This window comes from Chloroherpetonaceae bacterium, from assembly GCA_033763895.1.
GTDB lineage: Bacteria > Bacteroidota > Chlorobiia > Chlorobiales > Thermochlorobacteraceae > JANRJQ01.
Map to the genome: position 1 here is coordinate 193293 of JANRJQ010000014.1, position 20496 is coordinate 213788.

General features: G+C 42.2%; 23 protein-coding genes. 11 read left to right on the plus strand and 12 right to left on the minus strand.

The features are described 5' to 3' along the window. Positions 1 to 3: 3 nt before the first annotated feature. Entirely contained in the window at positions 4 to 336 is a 333-nt protein-coding gene (locus SFU91_14555; GenBank protein MDX2130252.1) for a putative toxin-antitoxin system toxin component, PIN family, read from the minus strand. A gap of 70 nt (positions 337 to 406) precedes the next feature. Beyond that, positions 407 to 637 carry a hypothetical protein gene (locus tag SFU91_14560; GenBank protein ID MDX2130253.1) on the minus strand — a complete coding sequence of 77 codons (231 nt, stop codon included), beginning with the start codon at positions 635 to 637 and terminating at the stop codon, positions 407 to 409. Here SFU91_14560 and SFU91_14565 point away from each other — a divergent pair. Beyond that, the gene (locus SFU91_14565; protein ID MDX2130254.1) at positions 636 to 866 is read left to right on the plus strand and encodes a hypothetical protein; all 231 of its coding nucleotides are present in this window, start codon (positions 636 to 638) and stop codon (positions 864 to 866) included. The two genes, SFU91_14560 and SFU91_14565, sit on opposite strands and share 2 nt — an antisense overlap. Positions 867 to 1096: 230 nt before the next feature. Here the strand turns inward: SFU91_14565 and SFU91_14570 are convergent, their stop codons facing one another. The 5 genes from SFU91_14570 to SFU91_14590 form a co-directional block, all read right to left on the minus strand. Then, a complete protein-coding gene (locus tag SFU91_14570; protein MDX2130255.1) occupies positions 1097 to 1333 on the minus strand; it encodes a hypothetical protein in 237 nt (78 codons plus the stop codon). A gap of 104 nt (positions 1334 to 1437) precedes the next feature. Beyond that, positions 1438 to 1653 (minus strand): hypothetical protein, encoded by a 216-nt coding sequence (locus SFU91_14575; GenBank protein ID MDX2130256.1) that lies wholly within the window; start codon positions 1651 to 1653, stop codon positions 1438 to 1440. Positions 1654 to 1670: 17 nt separating this feature from the next. Continuing rightward, the gene (locus tag SFU91_14580; protein ID MDX2130257.1) at positions 1671 to 4625 is read right to left on the minus strand and encodes an ATP-dependent DNA helicase; all 2955 of its coding nucleotides are present in this window, start codon (positions 4623 to 4625) and stop codon (positions 1671 to 1673) included. Further along, entirely contained in the window at positions 4626 to 5663 is a 1038-nt protein-coding gene (locus tag SFU91_14585) for a DNA cytosine methyltransferase (GenBank protein ID MDX2130258.1), read from the minus strand. 633 nt (positions 5664 to 6296) lie between these two features. Next, positions 6297 to 7976, minus strand: coding sequence for a M20/M25/M40 family metallo-hydrolase (locus tag SFU91_14590; protein MDX2130259.1), 1680 nt, complete (start codon positions 7974 to 7976; stop codon positions 6297 to 6299). Positions 7977 to 8409: 433 nt separating this feature from the next. Between SFU91_14590 and SFU91_14595 the strand changes: the two genes are divergently transcribed. Beyond that, positions 8410 to 9120 carry a DUF6733 family protein gene (locus tag SFU91_14595; protein MDX2130260.1) on the plus strand — a complete coding sequence of 237 codons (711 nt, stop codon included), beginning with the start codon at positions 8410 to 8412 and terminating at the stop codon, positions 9118 to 9120. Between the two features lie 73 nt (positions 9121 to 9193). Here the strand turns inward: SFU91_14595 and trpB are convergent, their stop codons facing one another. The 5 genes from trpB to SFU91_14620 form a co-directional block, all read right to left on the minus strand. Next, on the minus strand, positions 9194 to 10396 hold the full coding sequence (trpB, locus tag SFU91_14600; protein MDX2130261.1) for a tryptophan synthase subunit beta: 1203 nt from the start codon (positions 10394 to 10396) through the stop codon (positions 9194 to 9196). A gap of 15 nt (positions 10397 to 10411) precedes the next feature. After that, a complete protein-coding gene (locus tag SFU91_14605; protein ID MDX2130262.1) occupies positions 10412 to 10546 on the minus strand; it encodes a hypothetical protein in 135 nt (44 codons plus the stop codon). 6 nt (positions 10547 to 10552) lie between these two features. Next, entirely contained in the window at positions 10553 to 11248 is a 696-nt protein-coding gene (locus tag SFU91_14610) for an MjaI family restriction endonuclease (protein ID MDX2130263.1), read from the minus strand. Next, positions 11241 to 12536, minus strand: coding sequence for a DNA methyltransferase (locus SFU91_14615; GenBank protein ID MDX2130264.1), 1296 nt, complete (start codon positions 12534 to 12536; stop codon positions 11241 to 11243). Before SFU91_14615 ends, SFU91_14610 begins: the two co-directional genes overlap by 8 nt. 102 nt (positions 12537 to 12638) lie before the next feature. Beyond that, on the minus strand, positions 12639 to 12977 hold the full coding sequence (locus SFU91_14620) for a DUF2281 domain-containing protein (protein ID MDX2130265.1): 339 nt from the start codon (positions 12975 to 12977) through the stop codon (positions 12639 to 12641). A gap of 129 nt (positions 12978 to 13106) precedes the next feature. Between SFU91_14620 and SFU91_14625 the strand changes: the two genes are divergently transcribed. The 9 genes from SFU91_14625 to SFU91_14665 all read left to right on the plus strand — a co-directional run bounded on the left by SFU91_14625 (position 13107) and on the right by SFU91_14665 (position 20495). Then, positions 13107 to 14477: a replication-associated recombination protein A gene (locus SFU91_14625; protein ID MDX2130266.1), complete on the plus strand. Its 1371-nt coding sequence runs from the start codon at positions 13107 to 13109 to the stop codon at positions 14475 to 14477. Between the two features lie 191 nt (positions 14478 to 14668). After that, complete coding sequence (locus tag SFU91_14630) at positions 14669 to 14887, plus strand: hypothetical protein (GenBank protein ID MDX2130267.1); 219 nt, start codon at positions 14669 to 14671, stop codon at positions 14885 to 14887. A gap of 111 nt (positions 14888 to 14998) precedes the next feature. Next, positions 14999 to 16900: a tetratricopeptide repeat protein gene (locus SFU91_14635; GenBank protein MDX2130268.1), complete on the plus strand. Its 1902-nt coding sequence runs from the start codon at positions 14999 to 15001 to the stop codon at positions 16898 to 16900. Between the two features lie 32 nt (positions 16901 to 16932). Beyond that, entirely contained in the window at positions 16933 to 17922 is a 990-nt protein-coding gene (locus SFU91_14640) for a hypothetical protein (GenBank protein MDX2130269.1), read from the plus strand. A gap of 29 nt (positions 17923 to 17951) precedes the next feature. Next, a complete protein-coding gene (locus tag SFU91_14645; protein MDX2130270.1) occupies positions 17952 to 18422 on the plus strand; it encodes an RpiB/LacA/LacB family sugar-phosphate isomerase in 471 nt (156 codons plus the stop codon). A gap of 42 nt (positions 18423 to 18464) precedes the next feature. After that, the gene (gene purE, locus SFU91_14650) at positions 18465 to 18971 is read left to right on the plus strand and encodes a 5-(carboxyamino)imidazole ribonucleotide mutase (GenBank protein ID MDX2130271.1); all 507 of its coding nucleotides are present in this window, start codon (positions 18465 to 18467) and stop codon (positions 18969 to 18971) included. Further along, on the plus strand, positions 18958 to 19281 hold the full coding sequence (locus SFU91_14655) for a hypothetical protein (protein ID MDX2130272.1): 324 nt from the start codon (positions 18958 to 18960) through the stop codon (positions 19279 to 19281). Before purE ends, SFU91_14655 begins: the two co-directional genes overlap by 14 nt. A 36-nt stretch (positions 19282 to 19317) precedes the next feature. Beyond that, positions 19318 to 19701: an SxtJ family membrane protein gene (locus tag SFU91_14660; GenBank protein ID MDX2130273.1), complete on the plus strand. Its 384-nt coding sequence runs from the start codon at positions 19318 to 19320 to the stop codon at positions 19699 to 19701. Continuing rightward, entirely contained in the window at positions 19695 to 20495 is an 801-nt protein-coding gene (locus SFU91_14665) for an ABC-2 family transporter protein (GenBank protein MDX2130274.1), read from the plus strand. The genes SFU91_14660 and SFU91_14665 overlap by 7 nt, the downstream gene beginning before the upstream one ends. Position 20496: the final 1 nt, after the last annotated feature.

Sequence of the window (20496 nt, forward strand, 5' to 3'; positions counted from 1 at the left end):
GGGCTATTTATCAAATAGTTGCTTTTCAAATTCAGCAGGTGTTAATATTTCTGCCGTTTTGAATGGATTATTTTCTAATAAATCTTTGTCTCCAGTAACTAAATAGTCTGCTTTAGAATAAGCAATTAAGTCAAGGAGAAAATTATCTTTTGGATCTCGATTAATAAAATGTTTCGGCTTAATTTCAACTTTAATTGCGATTATTTCTAGCAATACAATTAAATCATCTATACTTTCTTTTGGAAAGTATTTTTTTAATTTTTCCCGGCTTGTAACAGCTTTGATTTCAGTTAACAATTGTTCCGTTATGATAATTCTAATACTTCCATCTGAAATTAGGTTTTAGATTTTAGCCAATCGTTTGCCGATTAAAAAACTAATCCAAACATTAGTGTCAAAAATTACTTTAACGCTTTTGTTTGTCATAAATCTGCTGCCTTACAATTTCAACTTCTGAGTTTATTGTTTTTAATTCAAGATCTTTTGTTTTGAAGGTCTCTAAAAGTTGTGACAGTTTTGTGCTGATTGCTTCTTTCTCCAACTCCTTTGTCAACTTTATTTTTTGTTTTCGAGGGAGTTGTTTCACCACAGCCAATATTTGTTCAAAACTTAGTTCTATTTCTAATTCAGTTTTCATGTTGTACCTTCATTTAAGTTTATTAGACTTTGCATATAAATCATTTGTATTTATCATTTTTTTTCATCCCTACCTTAGCCTAAGTGCAAATTTGGTGCGGCTTTGCGAGGGCAAGTGGGCGCGAAGCAGCCCGAAGACAGAACTAAATCCTATGTTGGTCAATGGGCTTGATTATCAAGTTAATTCAATTCCAATTTTTCGGGATTTTGTCGTGTATCCCAAACTCTAATAATTTGGATACTATCTTGTTGAATTAGATAAAAAAGCTTGTAGTCTCTTATTACTTTAATTCTTATATTTTCAAAATTTGTTTGAGTTCCAATTTCCGGGAATTCTGATAATAGCTTTGCTCCTTCAATAAATAGTCTTTCTAACTTTTCGCTATAAATATTGTTTTATTTTTATCGACCCAATATTGATATATTTTTAGTCGATCTTGAATCGATGTGTAAGACCATACTATTTTTTTAGCCATTCCTTTAACACATTATTGGCTTGTTCAGAGGTGTAAACCCTTCCTTCTTTGATGTCTTTAAGTCCAATTTCAACTGCTTTTTTCTCATCCTCTGAGAGTTGATAAATTGTGTCCATTTCAGATTCGATATTCACAAGTCTAAGGATTTCTTCAAGAACAAACTCATCTGTTATTGATGATACCTTGTTTATAATCTGTAATTTAAGTTCAGTTGCTGACATAATTTTTGTCGTTGATTCACTTAATTTAGTTATGATTTTATTTATAGACAAAATTGACACTATAACGGAGCAGTTTTGGGTATAGCGCGAAGCAGCCCGAAGACTCACGCAAAACCGCTGTTCAGCGAAGCGAAGCGAGCAGCAGCGGTGGAGCCGCTCCCCATCCAGCTAAACGGAGCGAAGCGGAGTTTAGCTGAACGTTTCTGCGCTTGGCGTTCGTGCGGGATTTCGGAGCACCAAACTGTCAACCCAGCACTAAAGTTGATTTGAAAAACTGCACTTGAATTTACCACCGTCACCCCGCATGACGCCAAACGCATGTTGTAAGCCGTATTTTTCACTCTACATCACTAAAGCATCTAACTCTAATTTCACTTATCCCGTCAGTTGTCGGAATATGTATCGCACTTGGTACTTCTGTCGAATTGAACTCTTGTCTTTGTTTAGAACATATTTTCCTAAAGTCGCATTCTTCACATTTACCACTACTTGGTCTCATAGGAAATTCTCCCTCAAGAATTCGATTAACTGCCCACTCAATATTTTGAATAGCCGAAGCAATTGCTTCATCTGTAATCGGAACATTAACTCTATTTGGCACATCTTCCGTATTTGGTGCTTTTAATAAATGAACCGAACCTGTTTTCGCATTCTCTCCTAAAACTATTTCTGCTGCATAAGCATAAAGCTGAACTTGCAAAGACAGATTTATCCAGAAAAAGGGATTTAACTGTCCCTCCGGAAAATCCATTGACTTGAAATCTATTACTCTTGCCTCTAAAATATTTCCATCATTATCCTCTCGTAATAGTAAATCAATTGAACCGGTAATTAATGCTTTGTCAGCTTTTATCTCGAAGCGCTGCTCTAATGACCGGCTTTGCACAAAATCTTCTGGATAACCTACTGCATAATTACCCACTAAACGTTTTGAGGCGTTTTTGGCTCTTTCATAAGGCCCTTCTCTTTCAAGATCTCTTGATGGAAACACATGCTTTAAATGAAAAACATCCTCAGCAATTTCTTCGGCTTCTTCTCGTGTCGGTGCAGTATTTGCAAAAAGTTGATGAGTTCTATTAATAGCAGTATGAGTAGTTAATCCATAACCAAATAACTCAGGTACAGCAGGACTGTAGCCGTAAATTTTACGAAATTTATACTTCATTGGACACTCTAAATAGTCCTTAATTTCTGTAAAACTTGTAGGCATTGACTCTTCGTCTATGCGAGGGCGTTGTTCAGTTCTCTCAATATTATCAGGTAAATGTGTTGTATCAGTTATCACCGCAGGGTCATTCAGTCCTTGAATTCTAAGTTTGAATGGACTTGGGTTTTTAGGCCTTTGCAATCCCGGTTGAATGCTGCTTCCTGTTATATACAAAAATCTTTCTGCCCTTGTTAAGGCTGTATAAAAAAGTCTTGCCTCGCCAGCATTATTTGATTGATATAAACCTCTGGATAATGGAATTTGAATAAGGTTTAAAGGTAACCAGCCATTATAACTACTTCTCTTGCCGGGAAAACGTTGTTGAACAACATCCACGATAAAGACCACTGGGAATTCAAGCCCTTTCATTTTATGAACTGTCGAAATTGTAACAGCATCTGGTCTCGACATTAGCTCTACTTGGGTTGTATCATATCCAGACTCAGCTACATTTTCTAGAAAATTTAATACACTTTGGTATCTCTGACCTGTATCAATACTTACAAATACCTTTTCAACATCCAAAATAATTCCACTAAAAACCCCTAAATCACGCATCACTTGTTCATGATTTTGAAATTCTGTAGTTGAAACTCTGAATGCCTCTAATAATTCATGAACCAATAATTGTGGGTATACCTTTCTTCTTGCTCCGCCAATTGGCCTATGAATTTGATTATTCCAAGCAGCCAAGATTTCTAAAAATTGATTTAAATCAGCATTTGGAAATACTGGTAAAATATTAGAGTTGAAAAAATTAATTGCTTCTCTTCGAGGATACCCAGGAGACCTTAAAAGGCTCATAGCATCTCTAAGGGTTTTTGCATGAAGTCTTTCAAAAATAGAGCCCTCTGCTTCGATTATATAGTTAATGTCAGCATCCGAAAGTGCATTAGTGTAGTCTCGATGATATGGTGCTCCACCATTTCGAGTACCTCCTTGTACTGAACGCATCAATATTGCAAAGTCAGATTTAGTGAGTCCTCTTTCTGTTCCGTCCGTTTCTATATATCTTGTACCAAGTAATTGATTTATTCGGTTAGCTATCCACTCAGCTTCATCTTGCTTTGTTCCAAACCATAGGTTTCCGAAGTGTTGTATATTTCCATCTGAGTTTGATACTGGTGCTTTATCAATCCTTGCAGTACTTAGCTCAAGTTGAATAAATCTGTCTGATGTAGAGACAATAGTACTTGTGCTTCTAAAGTTTGTAGAGAGGGTATGGGTAGAGCAATTTGGGTATCTCTGGTCAAATTCAATTATATTTCGAACATCTGCACCTCTCCAACCATAAATGGATTGGTCATCGTCACCTACTACAAATAATGAGTTCAGGCGGCTGTATAATCCCCTGATTAAACGTTCTTGGGAAATATTAACATCTTGATACTCATCAACCATTAGATGCATTGCATTTTCCAGTGCTGTATTTATTTCTGGATTATTGTTTTCTAATGCTTCAACAACCAACCGAATCATTAATGAAAAGTCAATATATTGGTCAGAGGTTAATCGATTATTTATGCTTTTTAAGCAAGAGCCCAATGGAGCATCTTCTTCTTCAATTTCATCAAGGGATAACATTTCATCATTAGCCATCTTCCAAGCATTAGATACTTCAGCGATGGTTTGGAACATCCTCGCATTTCTATTTGCTTGTAAGACGTTTAATTCTAATTCATAATATCTTGACAATAAAAATAATTTCAATCGGTTCTCGTCCAGTACTTCATATTGCCGATACTTCGCATTCATTGCGCCTAAAAGATTTTGGCAAAAAGCATGTATTGTCCCTATGTACATTGCCCCAACTAAAGCTACAGGTAATTCAGCCTTTTCAAGGGCAGAAGCAACACGTCTTTTTATAGACTCAGCGGCTTTTTCTGTAAAGGTAAATGCAATGATACTCTCTGGTTTAGCGCCTTCATGAATTATTCTTGCTATTCTGAAGGACAGAGTTCTTGATTTTCCAGAGCCTGCACAAGCCAAACATAAAATTTCATTTGTGTCATCTATGACTGCATTGTATTGGTCATCAGTTAAAGATAAATCAGTAGCGGAATATGTGTCTCTGAATAGCGGCATTTAAAAATTTTTTTGTTGAAGGTGAGTCAAAATGTGCGATTTAATATTATCAGCTTGGATTTTACTAAACTCAGGTGGTAATGCATTCCCAATCATTAATGCAATTTTAGTTCTTGGAGCATCAATTGGAAACTTATATGTCTTTGGGAATGATTGAAGCATAGACGCTTCTCTTGCTGAAATACATCTATTTTGTTCTGGATGAAGAAAACGACCTTTGGAAGGGTTTAAACAACCACCCGTGATTGTTGTCGAAAAATCATCCCATCTTAAGCGACCATATACATCATTAAATCCTACATTTTCTTTTTGATGACATTTTAATTGCCGGTCTTTCCCCAAATCTTTCCTACTTCCACCATTTTTGGGAATGTCTTTAATCAAATTCAATATTTCATCTGAGTGATTAGGAAAAATCTGGTGTAATGGGTCTTTTGAGTTCTCAGGTTTTGGGAGTTTACCTATAACTTGTCTAACTGTCTTTTTCTTTTTTGTTGGTTCTGCAATCGTTAATGGTGCTAATCTTGAACCAACTAATACCAATCTTTTTCTGCTTTGAGGCACACCGTAGTCTTTAATGTTAACTATTTTCCAATCTGGTTTATAGTAGCCTGCTTTTTCTAATTCTTTGAGTGCGGATTTAAATGATTTGTCAAGTGCTAAACCGGGCACATTTTCCATCATGAAAGTGTAAGGTTTTAATTCTTTCACAAATCGTACAAACTCATTAATTAGCTGATTTCTTTCGTCTTCAACAGGTTCTGGTTTATTAAGCCTTCGTATTGAACTGAATCCCTGACAAGGAGGGCAACCCGCAAGTAAATGAATCGTTTTGTTGCCAAGTTCTTTCTTTACATTTTCAGTTGAGATGTTTCTGATGTCATCTGTTATGACTTTGGTCTTTTTATGATTCAGTTTATAAGCCTTTGATGCAAGCTCGTCAATTTCAAAAGCAAGCTGTGTCTGGAAACCAGCTTTGTGGAGTCCTTGTGTAAGTCCTCCAACTCCACTAAATAAATCTATTGATATCAATTTCATAGGTAGAATATCGGTTTTTCTAATATGGCTTACAATGGGGAGCGGCTTTGCGGGGGTCAGGGGGCGCGAAGCAGCCCGAAGACTCACGCAAAACCGATGTTCAGTGAAGCAAAGAGCGGTGGTGCCACACCCCAAAAAACTCTTTTATGAAACACTGATTTCTAGAATTTAGATAAGGTCAAGGAATTTCGGAAGTTATTTTTTGTGTCCGCAACTCAAAAGAATGGGACACGGAGGACGCGGATGAACTTGATTCGCGCGGGTCATCGGCGTTCGTCTCCTAAATCTGTGTCTTCTGTGTTCTATGGGACTTGGGGTGGTTTCGACACTTCGACAAGCTCAGTGCGGCGCAAGCTCAACCACCACTTAAATTTATGGCCTGTCGGATACCGGACAAGCCGGTATGACATGCATTTATCGCTACGTGCGAAGAGTCGGAGAGTTCTCGCTGCGCTCGAAATGACTTTAACCTCGTTAGGTGGTTTCGACAAGCTCAACCACCACATTTAATTATAGGGCATGTCGGATTCCGAACAAGTCGGAATGACATGCCCTTTTTAATACATTCATTATTGCCGAGAAGCCGATATGACATGCCTTTGAATTTGCATTTGGGGCAGTAAAGACTAAAAGCTATTTGCTTCCGCCGGTGGCGATGACCGATTTCACCGGCTTTCGCGGCAGCTTTTCACTGCGCATTGCCGTGTGATACACAAACGACGCCACAATGGCGGCATTGCGCATCATGTCTTCAGCCACAAGCCGCTCGTAAGTATCCATATTCGAGTGGTGAGTAAAGGTGCCGTATTCCATCGGATCTTGAATGAATTGAAAGCCCGGAAGTCCGATGGCATCAAACGAAAGATGATCGGTGCCGCCGGTATTGCTCGAAGCCACGGTGGTTGAATTCCATTCTGCAAATGGCTCAAGCCACGCGCGGAAGATGTTGCGGCAGGCGTCGTTTTGCTGAAGATAAATTCCGCGAATATGCCCGCCGCCGTTATCGAGATTGAAATATCCGGCGAAGCGGTGATAAGCTTCTTTGACGAGAATCGTGTCTTTGCCTTTGCCTTCATCGTCCCACAGGAGATAGTCGGGCAAGTCGCCGAAGTTTTTCTTCACATGATAGAATGAGCCGAAGAGCCCTTGCTCTTCGCCCGACCAGAGCCCGATTCGGATGGTACGTTTTGGTTTTACGCCGGTTGATTTAAAGACTTCTTGCAACACACGGACGGCTTCCATCATTGTGGCGGTTCCTGCGCCGTTATCGGTAGCGCCTGTGCCCGTGTGCCACGAATCGATATGCGCGCCAAGCATCACCACTTCATCCTTCAGTTTCGGATCGGTTCCGGGGATTTCCGCAATGGTGTTAAAACATTCTTTGCTTTCGTTGAAGCTCACTTTCATGTCAATCTCCATTTCAACCTTCATTCCCTTTTTGAGCGCGCGGAAAATTCGGCCGTAATGCTCCGGGTTGAGCGAAATTTGGGTGAGCACGCCTTTCGGTTGCTCGTAGACTTTTGGGCGGCTTTGCCACGGCGTATCCATTGCAGGCGGCGGCATCGTGGCGCCTGAGATTGAGACGGAGCCCGCTGTACCGCGGTAGGTGAGGTCTAAAATGGCGGCGGGTTCTTCCTCAAATAAAAATTTGGTGCGAAGGTAGGTAAGCTGTCGCTGCTTGAGCTCTTCGGGTGAAGTGGGCGGAATCTTAAAGCTTTGCAAGGTTTGTGTTGTGGAATTTGAAAGTGGCAAGAGCGATTCGTTATCGTGCCGCTTGGCGATGGGTTTATCGTTTAGTTTTGGAGCGCGGAAATCGGAGACCATAATGAATTTGCCTTTGAGCTTGCCTTTATACTTGGCGAAATCTTCTTCCGATTTTATCTCCAATAACACAACTTCACCCTTTTTTGCTTTTGGCTCGGCTGACCACGCTTTAGGATAAGAGATAACAGGGAAGGAAGCCAAGCGAAGATTTTTTTCGCCCAAAATGGTGGCGCCTAAAGCGTATCGCTCGAGTGTCCAGCCAAAGCCAAAAGGCCCCCACGCTTCAAGGCGTGCATTTTGCAAACCCCACTCCTCGAATTTTTTCTTTGTCCATTCGTTGGCACGCATGAGTTGCGGGGAGCCGGTGAGCCTTGGACCATAGACATCGGTGAGACTGCTGGCGATATCCATCACCTGCGAGCGTTTCAGGGCTTCATCTTTTATTCGATTGACAATGGCTGTATCGACATATTCTTTCTCCTGCGCTAAAACGGTTAGAGAACTGACGAAAATCAAAAGAACAAGGCTCTTCAAAAGAAATCTCATCATTGATACTGTTTAACTTTTACTTACTTCCAAATTGAACAGTTTAAAATAGCAGTTTCGCATCAAACTTCATTTTGGATATTGATTCTGATCCATTTTCAATACCTCTATATCGATGTTCTTGTCTCAGACACTGTAATTCAATCTCCGCTTTCAATGACTATACCAAACCGATTTTGAGCCACTATGAATCATCCTTGAAAAAATTTGCAATAAAAAATAAAATTTAGGTTTCTATCGCACTTAACATTAATTAATTAGGCGTAAACCTAATCCTACTAAATTTTTTAGGTTTATACTTTGAAATAATTTAATAATAAAGTATTTTTGATGAGTTTTTCATGATTACTTCTCGTAAATCCAACTTTACAACAACATGCAACAGACCAACAACACTCGTTATTGCCTTTTAATACTTTGTTTTGCACTTTTCTTTATGATTCAGAGCACATCAGGACTTTTTGCTCAATCGACAGAGAAGAAGGAAGACGATTCGAATTATTCGATGTCCGTTTCACTTACCACTGATACCTTCTTTGGATTTGCGCCAATGGCATCAGGTACCTATAAGTTCAGCGATAAACTCAAATTTTCATTTTATGGAATTTTTTGGTCGGGTGGTACGCCTGAAGCGTGGGGAAATTGGACAGAGTTCGGTATCGGCTTCTCTTATGCCGCTTCAGATGCCATAACTGTTACTCCACAATTGGGGGTACTTGGCGGGACATTACTTTCAGGCGGTGCGACAAACTCAGCCACTCGAGCATTAGGTGATGGAATTGTACCGAATTTGACGATTGATTTATCGACATCGTCGCTACAAGGTCAGCTTTATGCCGGTTATTATATGCCTATTCGAGATTTAACCGCAAAATCCGGTGCGCCAAGTACCTTGGCGTATCTTCATTATTGGGCAAACTTGGGTTATAAGGTTAGTTCATTCTTTTCTCTTGGTGTTCATTATGAACATCTCATCAATACAGGAGGCTCAAAAATCACCACTTCGACCGATGTATATCAATGGATCGGCCCTTATGTTCAGTTCAGCCATCCGAAGGGTGGGCTTTCGCTGCGTTTTGCCGGTGGCTCTGATTTAACCGTGGGTCGAGATTCGTTTTATAAAATGACTGCTATGTTCACTTTCTGAGACGGGCTTAATCACAAACGTTTAAGTTCAAACAAAAACCCGGGTCTTCCCCGGGTTTTTTTGCGACTATTGTTTACAGTTCAAAGTATCGCATAATGGTGTTCAAGTCTTTATCGCCGCGGCCGGAAAGGCAAATGACGATGCTTTCATTTGGGGTCATTTGCTTGGCTTCTTCAATTGCGGCGTGAACGGCATGCGCGGTTTCAATGGCGCAGATAATTCCTTCCGTTTGCGCGAGGCGTTTTAAGGCGGTCATTGCCTCGCTATCGGTGGCCGGGACATACGAAACCAAGCCGAGATCTTTGAGATAGCTGTGTTCGGGGCCAACGCCCGGGTAATCAAGCCCCGCCGAAATGGAATGCGCAAGTTCAATTTGCCCGTTTTCATCTTGCAAAAGGTACATCATTGCGCCGTGAAGCACGCCGGGCTTCCCTTTGGTGAGCGTTGCCGCGTGCCGTCCTTTAAGCCCTTCACCGCCGGCCTCAACACCCACAAGTTTGACCTGCTTTGCCGCGGCTTCTTCCAAAAACGGATGAAAAATTCCCATTGCATTGGAGCCACCGCCGACACAAGCGACAATCATTGTGGGCAGTGTGTTTTCGCGTTCGAGAAACTGCGATTTCAATTCTTTTCCGATAACACTCTGAAAATCGCGCACCATCATTGGGTACGGGTGCATTCCTACGACCGAGCCGATGATGTAGAAGGTATCATCGGGGTTCGTGACCCAATCGCGAATGGCTTCGCTCGTGGCATCTTTGAGCGTTCGGCTACCGGAGGTGACGGGGACTACGGTTGCGCCGAGAAGTTTCATTCGTGCGACATTCGGCGCTTGGCGGTGAATATCCTCTTCGCCCATATACACAATGCACTCAAGCCCGAAGAGCGCACACACCGTAGCCGTTGCAACGCCGTGCTGACCCGCACCCGTTTCGGCAATGATGCGCTTTTTGCCCATTCGCCGTGCCAAAAGCACTTGACCGATGGCGTTATTAATTTTATGTGCTCCGGTATGGCATAGGTCTTCGCGTTTTAAGAAAATGCGTGCGCCACCGATTTGGCTTGAAAGCCGTTCGGCGAAATAGAGCGGGGTTTCGCGGCCAACGAAATCGCGCAGGAGCAGATTGAATTCGCTCCAAAATGCAAAATCGTTTTTTGCGGCGGTGTATTCGCGCTCTAAGTCGTCGGCATTTTTGATGAGGGTTTCAGGCACATACTTGCCGCCATAGATTCCAAAGTGGCCGCGAGAATCAGGCGCTTGATAAGTGGTACTCATTGCTGTTGTTTGTGGTTACCAAATTCTGGTGATGCAGTAGGCATCGAACTGCTCATCTTTCAAAAGAATCGGAATTTTGTAATTGATGGATTGCGCAATCAGCATGCGGTCGAAGGGATCTTGATTTCTATTAAATAAAGGTACAGGCATAATAACTTACGATAATCTATCGATTTCTCTTGCTATCTGATCAATTACTTCATTATTTGCTATTTTATCATCGACACTGAAAACTATAAATACTTTACCCCCATATTTTTTGGTAAAGTCTTCAAAACTTGCCTTCATTCTTTCAGTTGCTGAATAGTTTCCGAAATTTGCTTTAACAGTTACAGGTTTGATTTGAATGCCAATCGCTTTTCTACCAACCCAAGCGAGATAATCAATGTCGCCTGCGTGGTCAAGTTCAGGGTCGCTTTGTTCAAACTTGATATTTGGAAATTCCTTTGCAAGATTATCTTCAATTACAGATTTTTCCCTGATAAACCCATCAAAAGTCCTATTGATGGTAAGATTATGAATATAGTCTATACAGTCTTGCAGAGTAAGTTGATTAAATGCTTCCGTCCATTCAGGTATAACAATCTCCTTGATTTTTACATAAAGCCGCTCGCCAAGTTCTTCTAAACTTTCTTTTGTGATTTTTGCGGGTTCTTTTCCGTCAGTCTTTGCATTTTCAAAATACCATTTTTCCCATTCTTCGATTGTTTTTGGTTGGCACTCACGAATTAAAGCCATTACCGCACCCACTTTGTTTGGTCTTGAAAGCTGATATGTTTGTGTTGCGTAATTAAGAACCTTCTCCTTTTTGCCAAATTCTTTGGAGTGACGTTTTAAGGATTGTTTAGCCATTTTGTTGTTGCAAGAGGTTCAAAAATTTGTCTTTGTATTTGAAATCAATATCGCTGTCCACTTGCACCAAACCGTTTTTGATTAAATGAGCATTGATGAATGTTTTATTTTCAAGATAGAGATAGCAAAGCAAATTATTTTCCTTATCGTGTTTAACTGCATCATATTTAAGAAATACTCGCTTCCCTTTTGTTTTTTCAATTAGGAATGAAGTTGCTTTGCCATTAATTTCAGGGTCTTCTTTAACTCCAATTAACTTTATTATTAAGTCATTATTTAAGCGAATCTTTTCAGGACTAATTATTTCTTTTACTGTAAATAATTCTTCTCGTTTATTCGGGCTTTCTTGATCAAATTTTGAACCGAATTGAAGTTTTTTTACATCAATTTTTTTATCGAGTGTATGAGGGTCTCTAAAAATATACGGGAGTTTTTGAATCTCATCTTTTAGGTCAATACATGTAGCTTTTTGTAAAAGAAATTCATAAGTAGTTCCATTAATATTTTCTTGATTAATTTCTAATTTTTCTTTGATAAAGGGAATAAATTGTGGGTTTATTTCATAACCTATTGAATTTCTGTCTGAGTTTTTTGCCGCTAAGGCTGTTGTTCCGCTTCCAGCGAATGGGTCAAGAACAGTTTCTCCTACAAACGAAAACATTTTGATAAGTCGTCTCGGCAATTCTTCGGGGAACATTGCTATATGCCCGTTTTGTCTGGCACCTGCAAAATTCCAATGACCTGCAAAAAATGTGTTCCATTCATCGGCACTCATTTTTGAAGCCTCTTTTTGTTCTTTTGTCGGTTTAGGGCTTTCTCCCAATTTCTTAAATACAAGAATAAATTCGTAGTCCAATTTCAAAATACCATTTCTTGGGTAGGGATAGGAACCCATTTGAACACCTCCACCTGTTGTATTGGATGTCGTTACTTTCTGCCAAATGATTGCTCCCATATAATCAAATCCAATATTCTCGCAGAACTTAATGATTTCTTCACGGATTGGAATGACTTTGTACCGTCCATAATAAACGGCGCGGGCAAATTGGTCACCAATATTGACGCATAACCTGCACCCATTGTAAAGTGTACGATAACATTCTTTCCAAACTAAATTTAGGTTGTTTATATAGTTTTCATAACTATCATGAAATCCAATTTGAGTTTCCGTTCCGTAGTCCTTTAACTGCCAATAGGGTGGCGATGTAATAACCAAATGAACTGAATTATTTGTTAATTCAGACATTTGTCGGCTATCTCCATTTATTATTTGATGATGTGTTTTCAAGTGAATAATAAAATTTTATATAATTAATTTCTTTAATCGAATCTCAATCAAACTTATCGGTTTCACTAAATGAATTCAACGCGTGGGTATCAAGTAATAGGCTCATTTCATATAATCCTTAAAACTGTCTAAGGGTTCATCGAAATCTTTCGGAAGCGGTAAAACGAAAATTCCGACAGGGGCATCAAAATCATCTGCCATTTTCCCGAAGGCCCCTTTTAGCGGCTCGAGACTGCGTTTGCTTTCGGGTTCTTGATTTCCCTCGTTCTTCAGCGGTTCATGCGGCTCCTTTGCAGGCGCATTGCTTTTGTGAATCAAAAATTCTACAAAATGCAGCACTTCCTCTGCTTGTGCCTGAGTCAGTTTCTTAAGAGCTGCTTCAAACTCTTGAGAGAGCTGTTTCTCAGTCGGTTCTACAATTGAGGTTGTGTTTGGTGTCATCGTTCAATAGAATAAGAACTATTTTCTCATCAAGGCCTATTGTGTATAATATACAAACCAAGTTTAAGAGTTTTTTCTGCTTTTCAATTGGCTTCATCGCAAGATTGAATTAGCCATATACTTATTCACATGAACGATCTTTTTGAATCGGAAGAATCACTTCCCGATGAACGCCACACACCTATTGGAACATCGGAGTCGGCACCGCTTGCCGAGCGGATGCGGCCTAAAGTGCTTTACGATGTGATCGGTCAAGCCCATCTCTTGGGTGAAGGTGCGCCGCTTCGCCGCTTTTTCGACTCCGGTCGGTTTCTTTCAATGATTTTCTGGGGGCCGCCCGGCACCGGAAAAACCACACTTGCCCGGCTCATTGCTAAAAAAGCCACAGCACATTTTATCTCTCTTTCTGCCATCGACTCCGGCGTGAAGGAAGTTCGCGCGTCACTCGAAGACGCCAAACGCATGCAATCGCGCGGGAAGAAAACGATTCTCTTTATCGACGAAATTCATCGCTTCAATAAATCGCAGCAAGATTCACTTTTGGGTGCGGTGGAATCGGGCTTGCTGACACTCATTGGAGCCACCACTGAAAACCCGAGTTTTGAAGTCAATGCTGCGCTCCTTTCGCGCTGCAAGGTGTATCATTTGCACCCGCTTTCTGAAACCGAGATTCTTCATATCGTCAACCGAGCGTTAACCACCGACCCTTGGCTCTCATCACTTCAGCCGCAATTGGAATCGCCGCACGCGCTTTTTGCTTTTTCGGGCGGTGATGCCCGCGGCGCACTCGGGGCAATCGAAGCAGCGGCTTTGCTGGCTGCTTCGGAGCGCGAGACAAGTATTGAAAAGGATCCATCTCCGCTTGTCATTTCAATCCGTCATCTTGAATTGGCACTACAACAAAAAACGCCGCAATACGACAAAAAGGGTGAATCGCATTACGACACCATCTCGGCGTTTATCAAATCGCTCCGTGGCTCCGACCCCGATGCTGCGCTTTTTTGGCTTGCGAAAATGATTGATGCCGGTGAAGAAGCGCGCTTTATCGCTAGGCGGATGGTTATTTTCGCCAGCGAAGATATTGGCAATGCCGAGCCGCAAGCTTTGCAGGTTGCCGTTTCGGTTTTTCAAGCGGTTGAACTAATTGGAATGCCGGAGGCAAGAATCAATTTGGCTCAAGGCGTGACATTTTTAGCGTCATGCCCGAAGTCGAACGCCTCCTATAACGGCATCGAAGCAGCACTTTCGCGAGTGAAGGGAGGCGCAGACCTCACGGTCCCATTGCATCTTCGAAATGGGCCTACTTCGCTGATGAAAGCCGAAGGCTATGGCAGAGAGTACAAGTACCCCCATCTTTATGATGGGCATTTTATTCGCGAACACTACTTTCCACCAAACGCAACCCCTGAAGCCTTTTACAAACCCACGGAAGAAGGAAAAGAAAAAGCACTGAAAGAGCGGTTAGAAAAGCTTTGGAATGAACGGTATAATCAAGAGTGAAAAAAGAAGTTCAAATGAATGCGTTAATTGATAACCTCATCAAATTCTTGAACCCAAGGTTCTTTGTCTTTTCATCCCTTTTTCTTTATGGCTTTTGTTCGATGTTAATTCCCGAGCAATCATTTGCATCAACACAACTTTATTTGCTATTGATTTTGTGCGTGAAATTATCCATCCTTCTTTCTTTTCAAATGAATCAATACTATGGTTATGGTTCACTATTTCAGAAGCTTGGCGTGCTTCAATTCGCTTCGTTTGAAATTCTTTACCTATTTCAACTGATTGCGAGATCTGGATTAATGGGTGTTGTAAAGAAACTCTTTATTGGAGTACTTTTTTTGATCCTTGGGATGTGTATCGGTGTGATAAGCGAACCACTTTTGGACATACACTCATCTTCGATAAAATAAGTTAACTCTCAACTCCTTTTAGATTTCTTACAACAACTTTTTCTTGAGAGAGATGACTGCACTTTATTGGGTTTGATTTAACTTCGCGGCCGTATAACAGTTAAACACCAGATGAAATCGTCTCAAAAAAAATCGAAGAAGCAGACTGGCGCCGCTCTGCAAGCACAGGCTTCAAAAGCTGAACAGCCAAAAAAACCTGCACCGTGGTGGTTTTATCTTGTCGCGATTTCGCTGCCACTGTTCTTCTTATTGCTCCTTGAAGTCGGGCTTCGGGCGGCTGATTATGGTAGAGACTATACCGTATTTGTTCCTTCCTCACGCGATTCCAATAAGCTCACCTTGAACCCATACATTGGCTACAAGTATTTCCGTACTACAGAACCACCTGCCGTGATTCCCGTTGAATTTGACCGGGTGAAAGCACCCAATTCATTGCGCGTGTTTGTCTTTGGCGAAAGCAGTGTCGCCGGTTATCCGTATCCCTATTCTGTTTCGTTTCCGGCTTATGTGCAAAGGGCGCTTGAAATGCAATATCCCTCGAGAAAGGTAGAAGTCATCAATCTCGGTATGGCAGCTATATGTACCGAAACGATTAAAGATTTTTTTGCTGCCGCACTTGAGCAAAAGCCCGATGTGCTTGTCTTTTACAACGGGCACAATGAATATTATGGCGTAATGGGCGCGGCCTCCTCGATTCGCTTTTCCGGCGTTGGCTCAATTCAATCTCTCCTGCTTTCAATGCAAGACAGTCGTTTGGTACAACTTGTTCAAAACGGACTTGCCACTTTTACAAAGCCAAGTAAAAACGAGAATGCCACTTTAATGGCGAAAGTGATTGGCGAAAGCGCGATTCCGCTTGGCTCCAAGACTTATGATAACGGGCTTCGTCAGTTCCGTGAAAATATGAGCGATATGTTATCGGTAGCACAGAAAAAGAACATACCTGTTGTTATTGGAACGCTGGCAAGCAATCAAAATGGCCAAAAGCCTTTTGTTTCCTTGGCGCGTTCAGATGGGAAAACTGCCCAAGCTATTTTTGAAGAAGCCGCTGAGCAACTTGCTGCCGGAGATTCCGTGCTCGCCAAACGATTATTTTTAGAAGCGAAAGATCTTGACGGATTGCGGTTTCGCGCTCCTGAAGCAATGAACCGTATTATCGATTCCTTGGCTCAGCAATATGGATGCACGATTGCCCGGGTTTCGGAAGAGTTCGCCGCGGCTTCACCGCAAGGAATTGTTGGAAACAACCTGATGTGCGATCATCTTCACCCAACCGTGAAAGGCTATCAAGTAATGGGACGCGTGTTTGCCTCAACGCTCATAAAGGTGTTGCCCCCAAGTGCGTCTTCTGTGCCTATGCATTTCATTGACCAACTCATTCTCTCGCAACTTCCTTTCTCAAAACTTGATTCTACGATTGCCGATATGCGGCTTCGAATTTTGATGGGCACTTATCCCTTTGTTCCTGCCGGAGAGCCGAATCGATTAATCAGTTCTTATCCATTTCGAAACCACATTGATACACTCTCAGCAAAGGCGATTGATGAGCAAATCGCGATATACGATGCGCACTTGGAGGCCGCTGAATTTTATCTCTATGAAAAGAATGAACCCGCAGCGTTTTTAGAATTCAAGTCGCTCATTGCCAAATACCCGAACTATGAACGCTTCTACCGTGATGCCGGGCAGGCGTATTTGAAATTTGGTTACCACGCAAAAGCGCGAAATTGCTTTCTTGATGCTTACTCGCTCAAAAAGACGGCGTTTGCGGCGGGGGCGATTGGGCAGATTGATGTGTTTAATCAAGACTTTGCAAAAGCGATTCCGTTTTTAGAGGAAAGTATCGCATTAGGAAATACGGAGGACGCTTCATTATACTACAATCTTTCGGGCGCATATTTCTACACAGGGCAACGGGAGAAAGCCATTGCGGCGATTCAACGCGCGTTGCAACTTCGCCCGAATTACCCGGCTGCGCGCGCATTTTTAAGTGAGATTCAATCTGGCCAATAATCACAATTTTTTCACAATTCCACTTCAAACATATGTTTAAGAACCTTCGCCCAAGTCAACTTGTAATAGTTCTATTCAATGTGCTACTTCTTATTTGTTTTGCAAGTTGCAGCAGTTCTAAACCGCTTGAATCCCCAAAAGAATCGTTGCCCGTTGCTTCAACGACTGTTACGCCGATTCTACCAATTGCTCCGGTTTGGCAATCGGAAACCGATCAACAGTTCAATGTTATTCAAATGACTTTGGCGAAATCGGCACCCGATAGCATTCGGCAAAAAGCTGTTCGTGCCGATACTGCCGATATATTCATTGGCGATTTTGTTTCGCTCACCTATCTAACCCAATCCGTTTTAAGAAACGCCGTGCCAACGCTCGATAGCGTTTCTACTTTTTTATTAAAAACGCTGCCCATAGAGCCCGATTCACTTGCAAAGAGCCGTGCTGCGCGAATGCTTGAAGGCGCGGGAATGGCAACTTCATACCGGCTTGATTCACTAACGCGTGCTTCTTACAGTCTTTTTGATTCGCTCGCAATGGCGTTACAGAACCGATATCGCGCAAGCGAGAATTGGACTGCCGCCGATGCCGCCTTTGCTGCCTCTCATCTTGTGAAGTGCCGCGAACTGATACGGCTTCAAGCCCTTCTTGCGGAGCGGAGCTACTATGAATACAGCAAAGTGTTTGAACGGAATCGGGAGCTACAAGTGGCTGCACCGCCCGCAGAGTTTCAACGCGCTGCCCGCGACTTGCTTTTGCTTACCACGCAGCGGCAGAAGATGAAAGCGCTTACACTCACCGCTGTTGCGGCTGATTTGGAATCGAAAAATGCGTTGATAATGGACACTCAACTCGATCAAGGGAAAGTTCGGGAGAAAGGGCGAAAGAAATCGGCCAAACCCGTAAATCCGTATTGGCTTCGTGAAGGCGCTGCTGAATTTGGCAAACTTTCGGAACAGCTTCGCCAAACGGTGGAACGCTTGGAGCCGCTTTCGCTTCGTCTTCAATTGCTTGTGCAGCCATAATGTTACTTTTCAATCCAAGGTGAATCTCAATGGCCTTTACTTCAAAACCAATTGCTTTAGGCAGTGATGAATCGAATTCGCTCACCGCAGCGATTACCGATGCCCTTTCCAAAGAGCATCGCTTGCGGTGCTTTGGCGCGCTCGTTACCGGAAGCACCGCGAGTGAAAAGCTGTGGGTTCCCGCTGCGGCCTCTGTGGCAAAGGCAATTCAATCGGGCGAATGTGAATACGGGGTTTTATTTTGCTATACCGGAACCGGTGTTGCAATGGCAGCCAATAAATTCAAAGGGATTCGTGCAGCACTTTGTGCCGATAAGGAAACAGCGATTGGCGCACGCCGTTGGAACAATGCCAATGTGCTTGTGATGAGCCTCAGGCTTACAACGCCTACACTCGGACTCGAAATTCTGGATGGCTTTTTTTCCGCTCATCCTGATTCGGACGAAGAAACCCGATATTGCTTAACTGAACTTGAAAAGTTAGATTCTAAGCTTAAGTGATTATCCAATTGAATTTTTTTGATTTGTTCGATAGACTAACCAATGCCTGATACCGTTTTATCGCCACTTGTGGGCGTGATTATGGGTTCCGATTCCGACCTCGAAACAATGCGTGGTGCAATTGATATTCTGAAAGAGTTTTCGGTGCCTTGCGAAGTTCGAGTAGTTTCAGCGCATCGTACGCCGGATGTAATGGCCATCTACGCCAAATCGGCCAAAGACCGCGGCATCAAGGTCATTATCGCGGGTGCGGGCGGTGCCGCTCACTTACCCGGAATGACGGCTTCGTACACGACTTTACCTGTTATTGGCGTTCCGGTTCCAAGCAAAGCTTTGAGTGGACTTGATTCACTTTATTCCATTGTTCAAATGCCCGCCGGAATTCCGGTGGCTACGGTTGCTATTGGAAATGCCAAAAACGCCGGTCTTTTAGCCATTCAAATTTTAGCACTTTCCGATACAACTCTTGCGTCTTCTCTTTTAGCTTATCGAAAGCGATTGGAAGAGGAATCGATGCGTAAAAACAACACACTTCATGATCAATACTGAGCAAAACGGCGATTTCCCGAGTGATGCCTTTAAGCTTTCGGATGAAAAACAAGCAGCTTTTGAAAAGATTGTCAATGATAAATACGGAGGCAATCTTCATAAAGCCCTCGAAAAGGCCATTGACTACTTCATCGTTTATGAGAATTCAAACGGGATGAAAAGCGTTTCGGAAAAACTTCGGGAAATTCAAGAGAAGATTGAGCGGATGAGGGCGGCCAGTTCTCAAATCACATCAACGATTAAGAACATCAATCAAACCAACGCGCAAATTCAACAAAACTTGAAAGACAATGCTTCGAAAAAGGAATAGTTGCTATTACTTTTTCTTCAATCACTCTTAGCTTTAATGGAACTTAAAAAATCGTTTACCGAAAAGGAAAAGCGTTCGTCTCAGATTGCCATTCTTACCGGGTTTCTTATCATAGCCTATTTCACAAGCTCGTGGAATGTTATTCTCATTGCAGGATTGCTTGGCATTGTTTTTCTTTTTTCAGAAACGATGTCGATGTGGGTGCTTAAAGGGTGGTTTTTACTGGCTTTTGTTTTGGGCTGGGTGAATAGCCGAATATTGCTGACGCTTGTTTTTTTTGGTGTGTTATTCCCGCTTGCATTCTTATCGCGACTTCGCCATAAAGACCCACTCAGACTGAAATTCCCGCACAATAGCAAAACACTCTTTACCGAGCGCAATCATACCTTCACAACTTCTGATTTCGAAAAGCAGTGGTAACTAAAAAGTATTGGTGGGTGTATCGAACCTCGCTTCGGCGGTTTGTGGAATATCGGAGCGAGTTGTTTATTGATTTGCTTGGGAAGTTGTTTATTCCCATTACGGTTCAGGTGGTGTTATGGTCGGCCATTTTCGAATCGGATTCTAAGGCGGAAATTGGTGGATACAGCTATTTGCAGATGGTTCGATATGTGGTGATGAGTTTGCTCATTGCAAACCTGATGCGGGTTGACCGGATTGAGCGAGAAATTGCCGCTTCCATTCGCGATGGCGATCTCAGCCGATTCCTCATCAAGCCCATCGACTTTATGACCTATCAATTCACAGCCTTCCTTGCCGATGTCACGCCTGTTTTTGCTGGTTTTTTTGTGTTGTATCTCGGGTCACTTGTGATTGGGGTGGTTGAGCTCAATGGGTACGCAGTCTCCATTGCCTTTATCACCTTACTTGTAGGAATGTATCTTTCGTATATGATGGGGTTTTTGATTGCGCTTTTTGCTTTTATGATGGATGAAATCTGGACACTCTTTGTGATGAAAGGGCTTCTTTTTTGGTTTATCACCGGCCAAATACTCCCGCTTGATTTTTTACCGAAACCTCTCTTTGAAACGCTCTCTTTCTTACCATTTCAGTTTCTCTCATATTTCCCGGCAAAAGCGTTTTTAGGTCAGCTTTCTACGGAATCCTTGAATTTAGGGCTACTTCTTTCGCTCGTTTGGTCGATGATCTTTTATGCGGCTTATCGGCTTATTTGGAAACTTTCCATTCATCGATATGCCGCTTTTGGGGGGTAAT

Coding starts and splice junctions, on each gene's coding strand:
- SFU91_14565 (MDX2130254.1), top strand. CDS start 636: ATGTTGTACCTTCATTTAAGTTTATTAGACTTTGCATATAAATCATTT.
- SFU91_14560 (MDX2130253.1), bottom strand. CDS start 637: ATGAAAACTGAATTAGAAATAGAACTAAGTTTTGAACAAATATTGGCT.
- SFU91_14570 (MDX2130255.1), bottom strand. CDS start 1,333: ATGTCAGCAACTGAACTTAAATTACAGATTATAAACAAGGTATCATCA.
- SFU91_14575 (MDX2130256.1), bottom strand. CDS start 1,653: ATGCGTTTGGCGTCATGCGGGGTGACGGTGGTAAATTCAAGTGCAGTT.
- SFU91_14580 (MDX2130257.1), bottom strand. CDS start 4,625: ATGCCGCTATTCAGAGACACATATTCCGCTACTGATTTATCTTTAACT.
- SFU91_14585 (MDX2130258.1), bottom strand. CDS start 5,663: ATGAAATTGATATCAATAGATTTATTTAGTGGAGTTGGAGGACTTACA.
- SFU91_14590 (MDX2130259.1), bottom strand. CDS start 7,976: ATGATGAGATTTCTTTTGAAGAGCCTTGTTCTTTTGATTTTCGTCAGT.
- SFU91_14595 (MDX2130260.1), top strand. CDS start 8,410: ATGATTCAGAGCACATCAGGACTTTTTGCTCAATCGACAGAGAAGAAG.
- trpB (MDX2130261.1), bottom strand. CDS start 10,396: ATGAGTACCACTTATCAAGCGCCTGATTCTCGCGGCCACTTTGGAATC.
- SFU91_14605 (MDX2130262.1), bottom strand. CDS start 10,546: ATGCCTGTACCTTTATTTAATAGAAATCAAGATCCCTTCGACCGCATG.
- SFU91_14610 (MDX2130263.1), bottom strand. CDS start 11,248: ATGGCTAAACAATCCTTAAAACGTCACTCCAAAGAATTTGGCAAAAAG.
- SFU91_14620 (MDX2130265.1), bottom strand. CDS start 12,977: ATGACACCAAACACAACCTCAATTGTAGAACCGACTGAGAAACAGCTC.
- SFU91_14625 (MDX2130266.1), top strand. CDS start 13,107: ATGAACGATCTTTTTGAATCGGAAGAATCACTTCCCGATGAACGCCAC.
- SFU91_14630 (MDX2130267.1), top strand. CDS start 14,669: ATGAATCAATACTATGGTTATGGTTCACTATTTCAGAAGCTTGGCGTG.
- SFU91_14635 (MDX2130268.1), top strand. CDS start 14,999: ATGAAATCGTCTCAAAAAAAATCGAAGAAGCAGACTGGCGCCGCTCTG.
- SFU91_14640 (MDX2130269.1), top strand. CDS start 16,933: ATGTTTAAGAACCTTCGCCCAAGTCAACTTGTAATAGTTCTATTCAAT.
- SFU91_14645 (MDX2130270.1), top strand. CDS start 17,952: ATGGCCTTTACTTCAAAACCAATTGCTTTAGGCAGTGATGAATCGAAT.
- purE (MDX2130271.1), top strand. CDS start 18,465: ATGCCTGATACCGTTTTATCGCCACTTGTGGGCGTGATTATGGGTTCC.
- SFU91_14655 (MDX2130272.1), top strand. CDS start 18,958: ATGATCAATACTGAGCAAAACGGCGATTTCCCGAGTGATGCCTTTAAG.
- SFU91_14660 (MDX2130273.1), top strand. CDS start 19,318: ATGGAACTTAAAAAATCGTTTACCGAAAAGGAAAAGCGTTCGTCTCAG.